20 protein-coding genes are annotated in these 17,654 nt (G+C 71.4%); 7 read left to right on the forward strand and 13 right to left on the reverse strand.

Annotated features, from left to right (window positions below):
- Window positions 1-409: 409 nt before the first annotated feature.
- Window positions 410-1,294: a phosphoribosylaminoimidazolesuccinocarboxamide synthase gene (locus BLQ75_RS15210; RefSeq protein ID WP_092602842.1), complete on the reverse strand. Its 885-nt coding sequence runs from the start codon at window positions 1,292-1,294 to the stop codon at window positions 410-412.
- A gap of 143 nt (window positions 1,295-1,437) precedes the next feature.
- Here BLQ75_RS15210 and BLQ75_RS15215 point away from each other — a divergent pair, with 143 nt between their 5' ends.
- Window positions 1,438-2,103 carry a TenA family protein gene (locus tag BLQ75_RS15215; protein WP_211481388.1) on the forward strand — a complete coding sequence of 222 codons (666 nt, stop codon included), beginning with the start codon at window positions 1,438-1,440 and terminating at the stop codon, window positions 2,101-2,103.
- 73 nt (window positions 2,104-2,176) lie between these two features.
- Here the strand turns inward: BLQ75_RS15215 and purB are convergent, their stop codons facing one another.
- From purB to BLQ75_RS15245, 6 genes are all read right to left on the reverse strand, one after another.
- Entirely contained in the window at window positions 2,177-3,610 is a 1,434-nt protein-coding gene (gene purB, locus BLQ75_RS15220) for an adenylosuccinate lyase (RefSeq protein ID WP_092602844.1), read from the reverse strand.
- Between the two features lie 172 nt (window positions 3,611-3,782).
- The gene (locus BLQ75_RS15225; protein WP_092602846.1) at window positions 3,783-4,013 is read right to left on the reverse strand and encodes a hypothetical protein; all 231 of its coding nucleotides are present in this window, start codon (window positions 4,011-4,013) and stop codon (window positions 3,783-3,785) included.
- A gap of 73 nt (window positions 4,014-4,086) precedes the next feature.
- The gene (locus BLQ75_RS15230) at window positions 4,087-4,671 is read right to left on the reverse strand and encodes a TetR/AcrR family transcriptional regulator (RefSeq protein ID WP_092602926.1); all 585 of its coding nucleotides are present in this window, start codon (window positions 4,669-4,671) and stop codon (window positions 4,087-4,089) included.
- Between the two features lie 134 nt (window positions 4,672-4,805).
- Window positions 4,806-5,129 (reverse strand): DMT family transporter, encoded by a 324-nt coding sequence (locus BLQ75_RS15235; protein WP_092602928.1) that lies wholly within the window; start codon window positions 5,127-5,129, stop codon window positions 4,806-4,808.
- Between the two features lie 197 nt (window positions 5,130-5,326).
- Complete coding sequence (locus BLQ75_RS15240) at window positions 5,327-6,007, reverse strand: hypothetical protein (protein ID WP_092602848.1); 681 nt, start codon at window positions 6,005-6,007, stop codon at window positions 5,327-5,329.
- A 13-nt stretch (window positions 6,008-6,020) separates the two neighbouring features.
- Window positions 6,021-6,539: a SigE family RNA polymerase sigma factor gene (locus BLQ75_RS15245; protein ID WP_092602850.1), complete on the reverse strand. Its 519-nt coding sequence runs from the start codon at window positions 6,537-6,539 to the stop codon at window positions 6,021-6,023.
- 150 nt (window positions 6,540-6,689) lie between these two features.
- Here BLQ75_RS15245 and BLQ75_RS15250 point away from each other — a divergent pair, with 150 nt between their 5' ends.
- The 3 genes from BLQ75_RS15250 to BLQ75_RS23915 are packed head-to-tail and all read left to right on the forward strand — an operon-like array spanning window position 6,690 to window position 8,394.
- Window positions 6,690-7,727: a threonine aldolase family protein gene (locus BLQ75_RS15250; RefSeq protein ID WP_092602852.1), complete on the forward strand. Its 1,038-nt coding sequence runs from the start codon at window positions 6,690-6,692 to the stop codon at window positions 7,725-7,727.
- 22 nt (window positions 7,728-7,749) lie between these two features.
- Window positions 7,750-8,025: an HAD family hydrolase gene (locus BLQ75_RS23910; RefSeq protein ID WP_211481389.1), complete on the forward strand. Its 276-nt coding sequence runs from the start codon at window positions 7,750-7,752 to the stop codon at window positions 8,023-8,025.
- Window positions 8,026-8,049: 24 nt separating this feature from the next.
- On the forward strand, window positions 8,050-8,394 hold the full coding sequence (locus BLQ75_RS23915) for an HAD-IA family hydrolase (RefSeq protein ID WP_280137849.1): 345 nt from the start codon (window positions 8,050-8,052) through the stop codon (window positions 8,392-8,394).
- 65 nt (window positions 8,395-8,459) lie between these two features.
- On the opposite strand, the gene BLQ75_RS24215 is transcribed toward BLQ75_RS23915, so the two are convergent.
- Both BLQ75_RS24215 and purD read right to left on the reverse strand, forming a co-directional pair.
- Window positions 8,460-8,864 (reverse strand): hypothetical protein, encoded by a 405-nt coding sequence (locus tag BLQ75_RS24215; RefSeq protein WP_244515581.1) that lies wholly within the window; start codon window positions 8,862-8,864, stop codon window positions 8,460-8,462.
- 151 nt (window positions 8,865-9,015) lie between these two features.
- On the reverse strand, window positions 9,016-10,299 hold the full coding sequence (gene purD, locus BLQ75_RS15265) for a phosphoribosylamine--glycine ligase (RefSeq protein ID WP_092602932.1): 1,284 nt from the start codon (window positions 10,297-10,299) through the stop codon (window positions 9,016-9,018).
- 277 nt (window positions 10,300-10,576) lie between these two features.
- On the opposite strand from purD, the gene BLQ75_RS15270 reads away from it, so the two are divergent.
- A complete protein-coding gene (locus BLQ75_RS15270) occupies window positions 10,577-11,716 on the forward strand; it encodes a glycerophosphodiester phosphodiesterase (protein ID WP_092602854.1) in 1,140 nt (379 codons plus the stop codon).
- 430 nt (window positions 11,717-12,146) lie between these two features.
- On the opposite strand, the gene BLQ75_RS15275 is transcribed toward BLQ75_RS15270, so the two are convergent.
- On the reverse strand, window positions 12,147-13,433 hold the full coding sequence (locus BLQ75_RS15275) for an adenylosuccinate synthase (protein ID WP_092602856.1): 1,287 nt from the start codon (window positions 13,431-13,433) through the stop codon (window positions 12,147-12,149).
- Between the two features lie 145 nt (window positions 13,434-13,578).
- Here BLQ75_RS15275 and BLQ75_RS15280 point away from each other — a divergent pair, with 145 nt between their 5' ends.
- Both BLQ75_RS15280 and BLQ75_RS15285 read left to right on the forward strand, forming a co-directional pair.
- A complete protein-coding gene (locus tag BLQ75_RS15280; protein WP_170837511.1) occupies window positions 13,579-14,283 on the forward strand; it encodes a hypothetical protein in 705 nt (234 codons plus the stop codon).
- Between the two features lie 142 nt (window positions 14,284-14,425).
- Window positions 14,426-15,082 (forward strand): HNH endonuclease family protein, encoded by a 657-nt coding sequence (locus BLQ75_RS15285; protein ID WP_092602858.1) that lies wholly within the window; start codon window positions 14,426-14,428, stop codon window positions 15,080-15,082.
- Window positions 15,083-15,124: 42 nt separating this feature from the next.
- Here the strand turns inward: BLQ75_RS15285 and BLQ75_RS15290 are convergent, their stop codons facing one another.
- The 3 genes from BLQ75_RS15290 to BLQ75_RS23545 form a co-directional block, all read right to left on the reverse strand.
- Complete coding sequence (locus BLQ75_RS15290; RefSeq protein WP_092602860.1) at window positions 15,125-16,252, reverse strand: FUSC family protein; 1,128 nt, start codon at window positions 16,250-16,252, stop codon at window positions 15,125-15,127.
- 250 nt (window positions 16,253-16,502) lie between these two features.
- Window positions 16,503-16,916, reverse strand: a complete 414-nt coding sequence (locus BLQ75_RS15295; protein ID WP_092602936.1) for a DUF3151 domain-containing protein — start codon at window positions 16,914-16,916, stop codon at window positions 16,503-16,505.
- A gap of 377 nt (window positions 16,917-17,293) precedes the next feature.
- Window positions 17,294-17,521 carry a hypothetical protein gene (locus BLQ75_RS23545; RefSeq protein ID WP_170837512.1) on the reverse strand — a complete coding sequence of 76 codons (228 nt, stop codon included), beginning with the start codon at window positions 17,519-17,521 and terminating at the stop codon, window positions 17,294-17,296.
- Window positions 17,522-17,654: the final 133 nt, after the last annotated feature.

Genomic DNA, 17,654 nt, shown 5'->3' on the forward strand with positions numbered 1-17,654 from the left:
GTGTCCGGCGCTGCCGTTCGGGGCGACTCGACCCCACCGGCGCGGCGTCGATTTCTCGCGAAATCGCCGGGCCTCGGCATCGGAGCCGCCGGAGCACCGCTTACGGCCGAAGCCCCTGCCGTTCCCGCAGCTCGCCCCCACAGGACGACCCCCGACCACCCTCGCAATCGGCACCGCCGCGGATTCTCCCGTGCGGCTCTCCTCCGCGCGCGGCGTCGAACTCTCACCATCCTCGCAGGCCGAACTCCTACCACACCCCCACCTGGCACCGCCGCGGGTTCTCACGGGTCGTCTCGCGAGGACGGCCTCGACGTGGCGTAGTACCTACTCGATGTCGAGGCCCCCGCAGCGAGACGGCTCGTGAGGTTCCGCCAACCGCACCGCGAGGCAAACCGAGGAAGGATTATTCTCAACCAGGCCAGTCGGTGAGATCACGTCCGGTTATCCGCTCGTACGCCTCCACGTAACGCGCCCGGGTGGCCGCCACGACCTCCTCGGGCAACGGAGGCGGCGCGGCGTCGGAGGCGCGGTCCCACCCGGACTCCGGCGAGGTCAGCCAGTCGCGCACGTACTGCTTGTCGAAGGAGGGCTGCGACCTGCCGGGCGCGTACTCGTCGGCGGGCCAGTACCGCGAGGAGTCCGGGGTCAGCACCTCGTCGGCGAGCACCAGCGCGCCGTCGGCGGCGAGGCCGAACTCGAACTTGGTGTCGGCCAGGATCACCCCGCGCGTGCGGGCGTGCTCGGCGGCCCGCTCGTAGATCCGCAGCGTGGTGTCCCGCAGCCGCTCGGCGCGCTCCCGGCCGACGGTGGCGGCCACCGCCGCCAGGCTCACGTTCTCGTCGTGCTCGCCCAGCTCCGCCTTGGTGGCGGGGGTGAAGATCGGCTCCGGCAGCCGTGAGGCCTCGGTGAGGCCGTCTGGCAGCGGCACGCCGCAGACCTCGCCGGTCTCGCGGTACTCGGCCAGCCCGGAGCCGCTGAGGTAACCGCGCGCGACGCACTCGACGGGCAGCATCTCCAGCTTGCGCACCAGCAGCGCCCTGCCGCGCACCTCGTCCGGGATGCGCGGGTCCTCGGCGGCCACGAAGTGGGAGTCGACCAGATCGCCGAGCAGTTCGAACCAGAACACGCTCATGGCGGTCAGCACCCGGCCCTTGTCCGGGATCGGCGTCTCCAGTACGTGATCGTAGGCGGAGACCCGGTCGGAGGCGACCATCAACAGGTGCTCGTCGTCCACCTCGTAGAGCTCGCGGACCTTGCCCGCTGCCACCGGACGGTATTCGGAAAGCGCGACCACGGTTCGGAATTCTGCCTCACCCGAACGGCCGACGGGCCAACGGGCCGCCGTTGCGGCAGAGTACGTGGGGGAGCGAACCAACGCGCTCCCGCCGAGCACTCCTGGCGGGGCGGGCCGGGTACCTGACGAGCAGGAGGTCGGGGTTGGAGTCGACCGAACACGACGGGGAGTTCACCGAGTGGATGCGGCGGCGCAGCGAACCGGACTTCGGGGCCGTGGTCGCCCACCCGTTCACCGAAGCCCTGTTCGAGGGGGCGGTTCCCCACGAGCGGATGCGCGGCTACCTGGTGCAGGACTACCAGTTCGTGGATCTCTTCCTCGCCCTGCTGGGGGCCGGGATGGCCAGGGCCGACCGGCACGCCTCGCGACTGCGCATCGCGGGTGGCGTCGCGGTGCTCACCGGTGTCGAGGACGACTACTTCCGCCGCGCCTTCGACGCGCTGGAGGTTCCGGAACGGGAGCGGAACGCGCCGGAGCGGGACGAGGCCACGGTGGCGTTCCGCGAACTGCTGGCCGACACGGCCGAACGGGGCGGTTACGCCGACGTCCTGACCGTGCTGACCGTGGCCGAGTGGTCCTACCTGGAGTGGGCCGGCCGCGCCCCGGAGCGGTTGCCGCAGGACTTCGTGCAGGCGGAGTGGATCACGCTGCACAACGGCCCCGACTTCGCCGACTGGGTGCGCTGGCTGCGCGGCGAGCTGGACCGGGTGGCCGGGGAGCTGGACGAGCGCGAGCGGGCGAGGTGCCTGCGGCTGTTCCAGCTCGCCACCCGGTACGAGCGGGACTTCTTCGACGCGCACTGGGGTTAGGCCGCCGCGCTGTCCTCAGCGGTGGTGCGCGGCGAGTTCACGCGAGATCGTCGGCGTCCCCGGCGGAGGGGCCTCAGAGGATCGGCGAGGGCGTGTAGCCCGCCGCCTCCGGGTGGCGGTCGGTGATGTCGCCGATCTCCTCGGTGACCTCGCGCACCTGCGCCGCGGCGGCGCCGGTGAACTCCAGCGGGTCGGACAGCAGCTGACCCAGCCGCTCCCGGTCCAGCGGCAGCCGCTCGTCGTTGGCCAACCTGTCGAGCAGGTCGTTGCGCTCCAGCCCGCGCTCGCGCATGTCCAGCGCGACCGCGACCGCGTTCTCCTTGATGGCCTCGTGGGCGGTCTCCCTGCCGACACCCTCCCGCACGGCGGCCATGAGCACCTTGGTGGTGGCCAGGAACGGCAGGTAGCGGTCGAGCTCACGGGAGATCACGGCAGGGAAGGCTCCGAACTCGTCGAGCACGGTCAGCAGCGTCTCCAGCAGTCCGTCGAACGCGAAGAACGCGTCGGGCAGCGCCACGCGCCGCACCACCGAGCAGGAGACGTCCCCCTCGTTCCACTGGTCCCCGGCCAGCTCGCCCGACATCGAGACGTAGCCCCGCAGCACCACCGCGAGGCCGTTGATCCGCTCGCAGGAGCGGGTGTTCATCTTGTGCGGCATCGCGCTGGAGCCGACCTGACCGGGCTTGAAGCCCTCGGTGACCAGCTCCTGACCGGCCATCAGCCGGATCGTCTTGGCCAGGCTGGAGGGCGCGGCCGCCAGCTGGGACAGCGTGGTCAGCACGTCGAAATCCAGCGAGCGCGGGTAGACCTGTCCGACGCTGCCCAGCACCTTGCCGAAACCGAGGTGCCCGGCGACCCTGCGTTCCAGCTGGGCGAGCTTGTCCCGGTCACCGTCGAGGAGGTCCAGCGCGTCCTGCGAGGTCCCCACGGGTCCCTTGATGCCGCGCAGCGGATAGCGCGCCAGCAGATCCTCCAGCCGCCGGAAAGCGACGATCATCTCGTCGGCCGCCGTGGCGAACCGCTTGCCCAGGGTGGTGGCCTGGGCGGCGACGTTGTGCGAGCGTCCCGCCATGACCAGCTCGCCGTTCTCGGTGGCGAGCTGCCCCAGGCGGGCGAGCACGGCCACGGTGCGGTCGCGCACGTGCTCCAGGCTGCGACGGATCTGGAGCTGCTCGACGTTCTCGGTCAGATCGCGCGAGGTCATGCCCTTGTGGATCTGCTCGTGCCCGGCGAGCGCGTTGAACTCCTCGATGCGGGCCTTGACGTCGTGTCGGGTGACGCGCTCCCGCTCCGCGATGGAGTCGAGGTCGACCCGTTCCAGCACCCGCTCGTAGTCCTCGATCACGCCGTCGGGCACCTCGACGCCGAGCTCGGACTGCGCCCGCAGCACCGCCAGCCACAACCTGCGCTCCAGCACGATCTTGTGCTCCGGTGACCAGAGCCTGACCAGCTCGGGCGAAGCGTAGCGGGAGGCGAGGGGGTCGGGAATGCTGGGCTTGTCCGTCACGAGTGGTGAGGATACTTCCACCAACGGATGAACGCGCCGGGCGGCCCCGGTGCGGCCGGGCCGCGAGTCCCGAGCCGTTCAGCTACCCAGCCGTTACCCATCCGTGCGGGAAATCGCCGCGCCGGGTGACCGGGCGTCCCGGAGCCGGGAGGCCGTCCGGAGCGCACCGCGTTCAGCCGTCGAGCCGGAACTTCGGGTCAGTGGCGAACCGTGCCGGTTTCCACCGGGGCATCACCGGCTCCTCGCACGGCCGATCCTCCCGCGAGGCGATCTCGGGGACCCCCGCCGCGACGTGGATCAGCGAGCCGTCCGCGCGCTCGCGGGCAGGCTGTCTCACCGCCGCGCCCCGGGAGGACTCCCAGGTCGTCGGAATGTCCGGGGCGCTCTCCGGTGCCCGTCGCACGCGAGTCGGATCTTTCCGGGGCCGGGCGGGGTGGACGCGGATCTCTCGCGGGGCACCGCTCGGGGGGGGGGGATCAGAGCAGCTGGGCGCGCAGCATCCGGCGCGCGGCTCCCCTGGGGTCTGGGTCACTCTCGATGAGGGCGTTGACCACGGCACCGTCCACCAGCGCGATCAGTTCGAGCATCCGCTCGCGACCGATGTCCATCCCCGAGCGCCGGAAGATCTCGGCCAGCAGCTCGTGCAGCCGCGCGTGCAGATCGCGCATGGACTCGGCGAGGTAGGGGCGTCTGGGCGATCCCACCAGACGTTCGTACCGCAGCAGCACGGACTCGGTGCCGCCGTCGCGGGAGTCGGTGCCCAGCAGCATGTCCAGCACCAGCTCGACCACCTCGTCGCCGCCCGGCGGCCGCTCGGACAGCTCCTCCAGTCTGCGCCTGCCCTCGGCGAGTTCCTCCTCCGCCTCGTGGCGGACCGCCGCGGTGATCAGTTCCTCCAGCGAGTCGAAGTAGTAGGTGGTGGCGGCCAGCGGCAGTTGGGCGCGTTCGGCCACCGCGCGGTGCCGGATCGCCGCGAAGCCGCCCTCGGAGAGCAGTTCGGCCGCCGCGACCACGAGCAGGTGCCGCCGCCGTTCACCTTTCGGGGTACTCGCCGCCGTCATCGCGTCGATCCTAGCCATCCCGGCCGCCCGGCTGGGGGATGTGAGGCGACGATCTCGCGGCTTCCCGCCCGCCGAGGATCATCCGGTGTCCCGGCGGGGAGCCGCGGGAGTTCGACGGACGCACGGGCTCCGGATCAGTGCCCGACCCCGGCCAGGTTGAGGCCGAGCACTCCGGCGATGATCAGCACGATCGACAGGATCTTGAGCACCGAGACGGCGTCACCGAGCCAGACCATGCCGATGAGGGCGGTGAGCGCCGCGCCGACTCCCGTCCACACCGCGTAGGCCGGCCCCACCGGCAGCAGACGCATCGACCACGCCAGCCCCACGAAGCTGCCCGTGGCCAGCACCAGGAAGGCCAGGCTGGGCACGAGCCTGCTGAACCCCTCCGAGAGCTTGAGCGAGATCGCCCAGCCCGCTTCGAGCACTCCGGAGAACAACAGCACCAACCAAGCCATGGTGAGCACGTCCTTCCACGATCGGCGGCACGAACGACGCTTCGGGTGCGAAGACTACCCGCAAAGTGGCACGCCCGTACCACTTTGGTGGGCGAAGCCACCACAGCACGACATCGTCACCGAACGACACCACGACCAGACATGACCGGCAGCACGAGAGGCACCGGAGCGCCTTACTCACCGGCTCAGACACCGGTTCAGAGTTCGCCCGCCAACCGCTCCGCTATCCGGGGCAGCCCGGTCTCGTGGGGCGGCGCCCCTCCGGAGTCGGAACTGCTGCGCAGGATCAGTCCGCGCCCGCTGCCGGTACGCACGACCACCTGCACCCCGTCATCCCGGCGCTGCAACCTCGCCTCCCCGTCGGTGGGAACCGCGGAAGCCGACCCCAGGATCGCGGTCACGTTGCCGTTGGCCCCACCGGCGCGTAGCTGGAACGAGGCGGTGCGCGTCCCCTCGGGGCACTGCTCGGCCGCCACGGGCACGCTGGCCTCGCCGACCTCGGGCAGCTGCTCGGACAACGCGGTCGCCAGCTCCGGGTCGGGCGGTCCGCAACCGGATGAACGGTCCCCCGGCACGGAGAGCGCGGTGGGCGCGGGCTGCTGGCTGCCCACCCGGGGATCGGGTTCGCCCGCTCGCCCCGAGATCCCCGGAGCGGTGTGCTCGGCCCGGTTGGCCGACTCCGGGGCCAGCCAACCCGTTCCGAAGCCGACCCCGCCGACCAGCACGGCCAGCGCCACCAGGGAGCCGCCCGCCGCACCGACCCGACGGCGGGCCGTCACCCGCCGCGACGCCCTGGCGACGTCCTCGGCGTCGAATGTCGCTTCGGGGGCGGGACCGGCCGCGTCGCGAAACAGGTCCGCGAGCTCCTGCTCTCGCATTTCCTACACCTCCTCACGACATCGACCGCAGGTCACCGAGCGAATCCCCGAGAGCGGCGCGCAGCGCCTCCAGCCCCCGGGCCGTCTGGCTCTTCACGTTGCCCTCGCTGCACTTCATGACCTCGGCGACACCGGCCACGTCGAGCCCCTCCAGATAACGCAGCACCAGCACGGCCCGCTGCTTCGGCGGCACCCTCCGCAGCCCGGCGAGCAACGTGCGTCGGGTGACGACGGAGTCGTCCATGTCGACGCTGTCGGCGGAGCGCTCGGGCAGCTCATCCACCGCCCGCTCCCGCCGCCAGGGCCTGCGCGAGTCGTCGATCACCGCGCGGGTGAGGGTGCGACGGACGTAGGCGTCCAGCGCCTCCTTGTCGCGGATCTTGCGCCACCTGCGGTGCACCGCTATGAACGCGTTCTGCGTCAGGTCGTCCGCTCGGTGCCAGTCCCCGCACATCATGTACGCCATCCGACGCACCGCCTCTCGCCGAGCCGCGAAATACTCCGCGAACTCCTGCTCCTCGCGTTGTTCCACGCGGAAGCCTCCGCTCGTTGCGTGCCGACACGTGCCAGGACGGAACGTCCACCGTTCAAGGTTGCACGCCGGTAACGAGCGGTCACCACACCCCCGGCGGAAATCCGAATCCCCGCAGGTCCGCACACCCGGTGCCGCACGACCGGCCACATGTGGTGTGATCCTTTCGTGACCAAAACAGCCCCGATCGATCTACGTTCCGACACCGTCACCCGACCCGACGAGCGGATGAGCGCGGCGATGGCCGACGCCGAGGTCGGCGACGACGTGCTCGACCGCGACCCGACCATGCGCGAGCTGGAGCTCAGGGTCGCGGAACTGCTGGGCACCGAGGACGCACTGTGGGTTCCCAGCGGCACCATGGGGAACCTGATCGCGCTCTCGCTGCACCTGCGGCGCGGAGACCGGTTCCTGGCACCGCGCGGTGCGCACGTGCTGACCCACGAGCTGGGCTCGGCGGCGTGGCTGGCGGGCGGGATGCCCGAACCTCTGAACTGGGACGCGGGCCCGGGCAGGCCCAGCGCCCGGCTGGTGCGTTCCGAGTCCACCGACGGCGGCGGATACGACTCGCTGCGCAGCAGCCTGCTGTGCCTGGAGAACACCCACAACGAGGCGGGCGGTGCGGTGATCCCGCCCGACGAGCACGCGCAACTGGTGGCGGCGGCCCGCGACAACGGCCTGCGCGTCCACGTGGACGGAGCACGCATCTTCAACGCGGCGGTCGCACTGGGCGTGCAGCCCGCCACGCTGACGGTCGGCGCGGACACGGTGCAGACCTGCCTGAGCAAGGGACTCGGCGCTCCGGTCGGCTCCGCCGTGGCAGGCAGCGGCGAGTTCGTCGAGGAGGCGCGGCGGATGCGCAAGATGCTCGGCGGTGGAGTGCGGCAGGGCGGCGTGCTCGCGGCGGCCGGGCTGGTGGCCCTGGAGGACACCGACAGGCTGCGCACCGACCACGACAACGCGGCACGGCTGGCGACCGGCCTGACCGAGCTGGGCTGGAGCGTCACCCCGCCGCGGACGAACATCGTGCTGGCCGCCGTGCCCGACGTCGGGCACAGTCTGGAATGGCTGAGCGGGCTCGGCGTGCTCGCGGTTCCGATGGCGGGCCGGGTGCGCTTCGTGACCCACCGCGACGTCGGGACGGCCGACATCGACGAGGTGCTGCGCCGGGTGGGGAACGCGAGCTGACCGAACCGGAGGGAGAACGGGAATGGGCGACACGGCGAGCGAACAACCGCGCCGGGTCGTTTTCGACTACGGCGAGGTCATCAGCCGACCCACCCGGGCGCTGCCGCGCATCACCACCGCGCTGGGCGTCGACGGGGCGGCGCTGGACCGCGTCAGCACGGCTTACTTCGCCGAACGCGACGCCTACGACCGGGGCCTCGGCGACCACGAGTACTGGAGCGCGGTGGGCAAGCGGCTGGGCGCGGACGTGGACGCGGCGCTGGCGCGGGAGCTGACCCGCCTCGACGTGGCGGGCTGATCGGAGACCGACCCGGACACGCTGCTGTTGCTGGCGGAGCTGAGCGCGTCCGGAACCCCGCTGGCACTGCTGTCCAACGCGCCGGGGTCGTTCGCGCGGCAGGCGGAGCGCAGCCCCTGGGTGGAGCACTTCCACCACGTGGTCTTCTCCGCCGATGTCGGAACGGCCAAGCCGGACGGGGAGATCTGGCGGGTGCTGCTCGACCGGCTCGGCGCCGCCCCCGGGCGATGCCTGTTCTTCGACGACCGCGAGCCCAACGTGACTGCGGCCCGCGCGGCCGGGCTGCACGCCCTGCGCTGGCAGGGCGCCGAGTGGGCTCGGGAGGTGCTGCGCTCGTACGGAGTTCTCCCGGCCCCGAGCGGTGACTGAGCCCAGCCGAACGAGCGGCTCGGCGGGCTCAGCGGAGCGCTCGCCGCTCCGGGCGAGCGGCGGTCTCAGCGGAGCTGGCTGCTCCGGCTCCCACCACCCACCTGGCGGTTGTCACGCTTGGCCCATCCCACGGCCGCGGTGATCAGGAACAGCGCACCACCGACCACCGCGAGCCAGAACAGGCCCTTGACCACGAAACCGATCACGGCGCCGGCCACCGAGAGCACCAGCCACAGGGCCAGCAACCCGAGAACGACCTTCCACCACATGCTGCTCACCTCACCACGAGTGCACGGCTCCGCGTGCGCGCGGGAACCAGCCGCCGACCGGCCGCCGCCGGTCCGGAAGCCACCTCCTCCAGGTTCCCACAGTTCGGTGGTCGCGCCCCACTCCTCGGAGAGGAACTCGGGGAAAATCTCAGGGGTGGCCGCGGCGCTGGAAGGCCCGGAGCGCTTGTCGGCTCTCGGCACGCTCGGCTAACAAGGCGCGACCGGTGTTCCCCGGCGCGCGAGCGTCGAACCGCCACTCACACCACCCGCACCGCCACGCCGCCCGCGCCGACGAGCTCCCGCCAATTCCGAGCACAGCCGGTTCCGGGCACAGCGCACCGAAGGACGGGGCCTAACTCCGGGCGAAGTCACCGTCGCCGGGGAGGGCGACCTCGCCACGCGCGGCACGCGCCGCGATGTCGGTGCGGTAGTGCGCTCCGGGCAGGTGCACCCCGTCCACGCGCCGGTAGACCTCCTGCCGCGCCGACTCCAGGTCATGCCCGGTGGCGACCACGGACAGCACGCGACCTCCCGCCGAGAGCACCGCCCCGTCGGTTTCGCGCCTGCGGGTGCCGGAGTGCAGCACGCCGGGCCCGTCGCTGCCGCCGATGACGTCGTCGGTGCGCGGCCTGCCCGGGTACCCCTCGGCGGCCAGGATCACGGTCACGGCGGCGCCGGGCTCCCACTCGGGCTCGGGCGCCTCGGCCAGCTCCCCGTTGGCGACCGCCGTGAGCAGACTCGCCAGCGGAGTGCGGAGCATGGCCAGCACCGCCTGCGTCTCGGGGTCGCCGAAGCGGCAGTTGAACTCGATGACCTGCGGCCCGTCCGAGGTCAGCGCCAGCCCGGCGTAGAGCAGCCCGGAGTAGGGCGTGCCGCGCCGCGCGAGCTCCTCGACGGTGGGGCGCACGACGGTCTCGACGACCTCGTCGACCATTCCCTCCGGCGCCCAGGGCAGCGGGGCGTAGGCCCCCATACCGCCGGTGTTGGGGCCCGCGTCGCCGTCACCGACGCGTTTGAAGTCCTGCGCGGGCAGCAGCGGACGCACCGTGGTGCCGTCGACCAGGCACAGCAGTGAGGCCTCGGGGCCGTCGAGGAACGACTCCAGCAGCACCGGGTGGCCGTCCTCCAGCAGCTTCAGGGCGTGGGCACGGGCGGCGTCGAAGTCGCTGGTGACCAGCACCCCCTTGCCCCCGGCGAGCCCGTCGTCCTTGACCACCCAGGTGGGGCCGAAGTTGACCAGCGCGGCGTCCAGTTTCGCCGGGTTGTCCACGGTCTCGCTGTGCGCCGTCGGCACCCCGGCCGAGAGCATGACGTCCTTGGCGAAGGCCTTCGAGCCCTCGATGCGTGCCGCCGCCTTGGATGGGCCGAAGCAGGGCACACCGGCCGCCCGCACCGCGTCGGCGGCGCCGGCCACCAGGGGGGTCTCCGGCCCGAAGACCACCAGGTCCGCCCGCCACTTCAGGGCGAGTTCGGCCATCTCATCGGGGGCGGCCACGTCCACCGAGTACGACTCGGCGATCATCGCGGTGCCCGCGTTTCCGGGAGCACACGCCAGGGCGGTCACCTCCGGGTCGCGGGAGAGCGCCCGCAGGATCGCGTGTTCCCTGCCGCCTGCACCAATCACGAGGATGCGCACGCCCCGCAGCGTAAAGCTTCGCCGGACGGACGAGTCCTCACCCCCCACCGAGCGGTGACCCAGACGATCTCGGTTGTTCATCACGATGTCGTCGCGGGTTTCGCCGACGTGGTCGAGGATGGTGCGGATCGATTTCCCGGCCCGCTTCACCGGGTGTCCGCCGCGCTCGGGTGTGCGGGTGATGCAGCCCGCCTTCCCGGCGCGGACGCGGCCACCCATCCGAACCGGCCCGGGGGGAGAACCACTACCGAGGAGGTTATTCGTGCCGTTGAGACGGATGCGCGGTATCGCGCTGCTCTGCACGGCGACCGTCGTGGCGCTGCCCGCGCTCGCCGTGTCCTCCACCGCCCAGCCGGACAACGCGGCGAAACGTCCGAACGCCGAACTACATCACCCGAAAGGGGACGAGACGATCCAGGTCTTCGGCCACCGCGGCGCATCGGGCTACCGACCGGAGCACACCCTGGCCTCCTACGAACTGGCGGCGCGGACGGGCGCCGACTACATCGAGCCCGACCTGGTCTCGACCAAGGACGGGGTGCTCGTCGCCAGGCACGAGAACGAGATCAGCGGCACCACCGACGTGGCCGAGCACCCGGAGTTCGCCGACCGCAGGACCACCAAGGTCATCGACGGTAAGGAGGTCACCGGCTGGTTCACCGAGGACTTCACCCTGGCCGAGCTCAAGACACTGCGGGCGACCGAACGGCTGCCCGAGCTCAGGCAGCGCAACACCGTCTACGACGGACGTTTCGAGATCCCGACCTTCCAGGAGATCATCGAGCTCAAGCGGGAGCTGTCCCACGAGCTCGGCAGGCGGATCGGTATCGCACCGGAGATCAAGCACCCGAGCTACTTCCGGTCCGTCGGGCTCGCCATCGAGCCCCGCGTGGTGCACGCGCTCAACCGCAACGGGCTGAACCACCCGCACGCCGAGGTGGCGGTGCAGTCCTTCGAGGTGGGCAACCTGCGGTGGCTGGACCGGTGGCTGCGCGTCGATCTGGTGCAGCTGGTGTGGAGCAGCGGCGCGCCGTACGACTTCGTCGAGAGCGGTGATCCGCGCGACTACGCCGACATGGTCACCCCCTCGGGGCTGCGCGAGATGTCCGAGTACGCCGACTGGGTGGCCCCGGTCTCCACCATGATCCTGCCCAGGGACGAGGAGGGCTACCTCACCGAGCCCACCAGCCTGGTCTCCGACGCCCACGAGGCGGGACTGCGGGTGGTCACCTACACGGTGCGGGCCGAGAACGCCTTCCTGCCCGCCGACTTCCGCACCTCGGCCGACGACAGCGCCTACGGCGACGTGTTCGGCTTCCTCCGCGCGCTGTTCGGCACCGGGGTGGACGCGGTGTTCGCCGACCAGCCCGACATCGCCCACCACGCGCGGCAGGAGTGGGAGTCTCACTCGGCGTAGTCGGTCGCTCGGCGGAACCTCCGGGCGCCTCGCCGCGTTGTCGGGCCGATCGCTCCGGCGCGGTGGTCGCGTAGCCGGCACGTGAGGCGGCGCCTCGCCGCGTTGGGCCGCTGGTGAGTAGTGACCCACGCGGCGAGGCGGCCCTGCCTCGCGGTAGCATCCGCCTCACACGCCGGAGTCCCGCGCGCCGCGACACGCGGGGTTCCGCGACCGACGCCCCCGGCAGGTACGACAAGCCAGCTACGCCAAGCGGCGCCGACCGCTTGCGCCCGCTCACGCGGTTCGCACCGCCGCGGAGTCTCCCGTGCGGCTCCCGCGAGGAAGGCCCGACGTGGCGTAGTACCTACTCGATGTCGGGCCTGGCCGCGGCGGGAGCCGTGCGAGAGGTTCCGCCACCCGCACCGCTCCGCAAACGGTAGCCGGGAAGCACCTACGCCATCCGGTGGCGCACGATGGTCTGATCCCGTCCCGGGCCGACCCCGATCGCCGAGATCCGCGCCTGCGCCAGCTCCTCCAGCCGCTCGATGTAGGCGCGGGCGTTGGCGGGCAGGTCCTCGAAGGTGCGCGCCCCGCTGATGTCCTCGCGCCAGCCGGGCATCTCCTCGTAGACCGGCACGGCGTGGTGCACGCCGGTCTGGGTCATCGGCATCTCGGAGGTGCGCATCCCGTCGACGTCGTAGGCCACGCAGATCGGCACCGTCTCAAGCCCGGACAGCACGTCCAGTTTGGTCAGGAAGTAGTCGGTGATGCCGTTGACCCTGGTCGCGTAGCGCGCGATCACGGCGTCGAACCAGCCGGTCCGCCGGTCCCTGCCGGTGTTCACACCGACCTCACCGCCGACCTTGCGCAGGTTCTCGCCCGCCTCGTCGGTGAGCTCGGTGGGGAACGGCCCCGACCCGACCCGCGTGGTGTAGGCCTTGAGGATGCCGATCACCGAGTCGATGCGGCTCGGCCCGATCCCCGCTCCGGCGCAGGCGCCGCCCGCCGTGGGGTTGGAGGAGGTCACGAACGGGTAGGTGCCGTGGTCGACGTCGAGCAGCGTGCCCTGCGAGCCTTCGAGCAGCACCGTCTCGTTCCTGCTCAACGCCTGGTCCAGCATGAGCTTGGTCTCGGCCACCCGGCCCGCGAACCGCTCGGCCTGCGCCAGCACCGTGTCGACGACCTCCTCCGGGTCCATCGCGCGCCGGTTGTAGACCTTGACCAGCACCTGGTTCTTGTACTCCAGGGCGGCCTCGACCTTCTGCCGCAGGATCTTCTCGTCCAGCACGTCCTGCGCCCGCACACCGACCCGGGCGACCTTGTCCTGGTAGCAGGGGCCGATTCCCCGGCCGGTGGTGCCGATGCGCTTCTTGCCGAGGTAGCGCTCGGTGACGCGGTCCATGGCCACGTGGTAGGGCATCACCAGGTGCGCGTCGGCCGACAGCGAGAGCTTGGAGGTGTCCACCCCGCGCGACTCCAGGCCGTCCAGCTCCTCCAGCAGGGCCTCCGGGCTGACCACCACACCGTTGCCGATCACGTTGTGCACCTCGGGGCTGAGGATCCCCGAGGGGATCAGCTTCAGCGCGAAGTCCTGGCCGTCCGGCAACACCACCGTGTGACCCGCGTTGTTGCCGCCCTGATAGCGGACAACCCACTGCGCCTGCTCGCCGAGCAGGTCGGTCGCCTTACCCTTTCCCTCGTCACCCCACTGGGCGCCGATCAACACGATTGCCGGCATGTGAAACTCCAACCTGTCACTGGAGGCGGTCTGTGCAACTGGTAACGGCGGGTCATCGCTGTCGGTGGCCACGGGTGCGTCGCCACACCGAGGAAGGCCCGGCACCTGCTAATGCCGGTCGATCAGGGTAAACCAGGAGCTCAACGTGACTACCACCGCACTATCCTGCGGAAACATCGAACGCGAAGCACGCCCGGCCCGTTCCGACGTGCGGTGGTTCGACCTGCCGTCCCAACCGTCACGCACCGACTTGGACCCGATACTGCGCGAGTCCGAGGGCCGTGTGGTTGTGCACGGCACGGACGCGGACCTGGCCGCCGTGGTGCTGCGGCTGCTGCGTAAGAATCTACTAGCGGAGCTGTCCGTGGGCTACGTCCCGGTCACGCGCTCTCCCGCGAGCTCGGTGTGGGGCATCCCACCGGGGGACTTCGGGACGGCGCTGGACCGCCCGGCGAAACCGGCCCCGCTGATCAGGGACGACTCCGGTGGGGTGTTGCTGGGGCGCGGCGCGATCGCGCCGATCACCGGCCAGGTGTACTGCGACGACCAGCGCGTGCTGCACGGCTCCGCGCGTGCCGTGGAGGTCTTCCCGGACGCCGACGCCCCCGCGCTGCCCGAGCCCACCGACGACCCGTTGACCACGCAGCCCGCGCCGGTCACGACCGGGGTGGTGACCGTGGTGACCACCCGGAGGTGGCCGCGACGGCGGCGCGAGTCGGCGCGCGGGCGCGCGATGCAGGCCAGTTTCGAGGAGACCGCTGTCCTGCGGGACGGTGTGGCGCACCCGCGACCGCTGCACCGCTGCGCCTGGTACCGGCACACCAGGGACCTGCTGCTGGCACGTCCCTGAGTTCCGCCCGCCGGGTGACGGGAGGAGGATCACCCGCCGTGGGATTGTGCTCGCCGGAACACGGCCGGGAAACTGATCACCGCGAACCGTCCCCGAGCGGGTTCCCCTTCCAGGTGCGGACCCGGCTACACGTGGAGGCATCATGCCGGTCGGGAAGGCGTCGCGGGCGGCGACGGCCGTGCTTCCCCTGCTCGCGGTGCTCAGTTGCGCGACCCTCCCTCCCGGTGAGGACACGGACTCGGCCGGGAACCCGCCGGGGACGCCCGACGTCGCGCGGGCCGAGGAGATGCTCGCCGGGCTGCGGACCGCCCCGGAGGGCTCGATGGACGGTTACGACCGGGACGAGTTCCCGCACTGGGGCGAGGCCGAGGGCGAGAACTGCAACGTCCGGGAACGGGTGCTCATCCGGGACGGGGAGGACGTGCGCACCGGCTCGGACTGCTACCCCACCTCCGGGACCTGGCACAGTCCCTACGACGACGGCACGTGGACCGACCCTTCCGACCTGGACATAGACCACGTGGTGCCGCTGGCGGCGGCGTGGCGTTCCGGCGCATCCGACTGGACGCGGGAGAAGCGCGAGCGGTTCGCCAACGACCTCGACGGGCCACAGCTACTGGCGGTCACCGACAACGTCAACCAGTCCAAGGGTGACGAGACACCGGACGAGTGGCTGCCGCCGGACGAGGGCGCCCACTGCGACTACGCGAGGTTCTGGGTGGGCACCAAGCACAACTGGGACCTGAGCGTCACCCGGGCCGAGCGGTCGGCGCTGCGGGACGTGCTCGACGGCTGCTGACCGGGAACCCCGCGCGTTGTCGGTGCCCCCGTCCCACCGGCCTCACTCCGGGGGCCGCTCGTTGGGTGGACCCGGTGAGTCGCCATCGGACTCCGGGTGGAGGGAGGGGAGGGTGTCGAGCGCCTCGGAGCGGCTCAACCCGGTGGCCTGCAACAGGTCCACCGTGATGGACCGGATCTGCAGCACCACCACCTGCATGGAGAAGTCCGTCTCGGAGACCAGGCGCACCGTGGTGCGCCGCGCCACCGCCCGAACCGCCTCCCTGGTGCGCAGCGGCTCCGAACCGTCCGCGAGCTCGTCGCGCAGCAGCACCACCACCCCGGCCAGCTCCTCCAGCATGCCGGGTACCGCGTCGGGGACCGGCTCCTCGTCGCGCAGCGCGGCCAGCGCACGCCGGGCGAGCACACGCGTGTTGCGCAGCGCCCGGTCGATCGGGGTGGCCGCCACCTTGTAGTGCTCCAGGTCGGCACGGTTGCGCCAGCGGATCGGCGCGAACCTGGCTATCTCGTCCCCCGTGGCCAGCGCGGAGCGCAGCTCCTCCACCGAGCGGTGGCTCTTGCGAGCGGCGGCGAGCACGTCGGAGGCGGCCGAGCTGTCCTCACCCGCCATCGCGGCGGAGATCCCGCGCAGCGCCTCGGCCAGCGAACCGAGCACCACCCTGCCGTAGCGGTGGGCCACGGCGAGGGGGTTCTGGGGCAGCAGCGCGGCCACGAGCAGACCGACCACGCCGCCGATGGCCGCGTCCACCATGCGGTTCAGCCCACCGGCCGTGGCCGGTGGGAGCAGGGTGGCGACCAGCACGGAGGAGGAGGCGGCCTGCATGACGATCACACCGCCCGCGTCCAGCAGCACGGCGGTGCTCATGGCGAGCGCGACGACCAGCGCGATCTGCCACGCCCCGGTGCCGATGACCGAGATCAGCACGTCGCCGACCCCGACGCCGACGCTGACCCCCACGACCAGCTCGGCCGCGCGGCGCAACCGCTGCCCCAGCGAGACGCCGAGGGCGATCACCCCGGCTATCGGCGCGAAGAAGGGTTCGGGGTGACCCACCACGTGCCGGGCGAGCAGCCAGGCGATTCCGGCGGAGATCGCGCACTGCACGATGGGGATGCCGCTCCGCAGCAGGCGCTGCGCTCGTCGGGCCAGTTCCTGACGCAATCGCTGCACGCCGTCATTGTCCGGCAGCCACGGCGCGTGATCCGGACAGCCCGTCCCTCTCGGCGCGGAGTCAGGGGCCGGGTAGGGCCACCGGGAACGGCTCGGGGCGCTGTTCGAGTTCTCCCGCGCGGGGGCGGTCCTGGGGAAGGTCACGGGGTGGTTCGCGGGAGAGTTCCGCCCCGGCGGAGCACGTCGGGGATGCCCGTCCGGGAGCGGACCGGGTCACCACCCGGTCCGCCGATACGGGCTCATCTCCCGCTCATATCCCGTTGGCCTCCAGGGAGGCCGGGTCGCTGTCGGCCAGCAGCTGGGCACAGCGGTCGTACTCCTCGTCCTCGCCGATGGCCTTGGCCGCCTTGGCCAGCATCGCCACGGAACGCAGCACGCCCTGGTTGGGGCGGTGCTGCCACGGCACCGGGCCGAATCCCTTCCAGCCAGCCTTGCGCAGCGCGTCCAGTCCCCGGTGGTATCCGGTACGCGCGTAGGCGTAGGCGGCCACCGGCTGTTCGGACTCCAACGCGCGTTCGGCGAGCCGGGACCAGGCCTCGCTGTGGGTGGGGTGGCGCGCGGCCACGTCGGAGGGGTCGTCGCCCCGGTCCAGCTCCGCCTGTGCTTCGGGGTTCTCCGGCAACAGCGTCTCCGGGGGTTCCAGGAGGTTTCCTCGCGTCGTCATGGTCTCATCCTGCCAGTCACGCGTCCGCGCGTTCGCGGCGTGAGCGCGCCACACCGAACTCGGCACGTTCGGGGGAACCACACCGGGCCGGCGGTTGCGGGAGTCCGACTCCGGTGAACCACTGGCGCCGGTGGTGTTCGGTGCCGACCACGACACGCCGCGTATCATCCGCCCACCAGCCGATCTTCCCGTGCACTTCCCGGGGCGGGCGCGACCGGATCGAGTCCATCTCCCGGAGAGGTCGTCCGCCCGAGCGAAGTGGCGAGCTCGTCTTCGACGACTCGACCATCCGCCCCCGAAACACCTCACAACCAGCAACGATACCGAGGTCTTCTCCCATCACGAGAGGCGTGACCTCGACACCTTCCGCACAATCCCTACCGGGACGCGTTGTCGTACAACGGTGTCCGCCAGCCCGAGACGTAGAGCACCAGCTTGCACGCCAGATAGCAGAACAACAGCACTACCACAGGTGTGCTGCCCACTCCCGTGAAAAGGGCGACCAACCCGGCGATCGCCGCTGCCGATGCCAGCACCAGCGAAACCACGAAACCGGTCCAGCGAAAGGTCGAAGATTCTTCGAGTCCATCCGTCTTCAATGGCACACTCACTCATCCGAACGAATCGCGAACAGGGGTGGGAATTCCGTCCGTGACAGGAGCGATCACTCCGACAAGGTACATGTACGTGTAGCCGTCCTCGTGCGCGCACGCGTCGGCCTCGGCGACGATGACGCCG

The organism is Actinopolyspora xinjiangensis, assembly GCF_900104475.1.
GTDB classification, from domain to species: domain Bacteria; phylum Actinomycetota; class Actinomycetes; order Mycobacteriales; family Pseudonocardiaceae; genus Actinopolyspora; species Actinopolyspora xinjiangensis.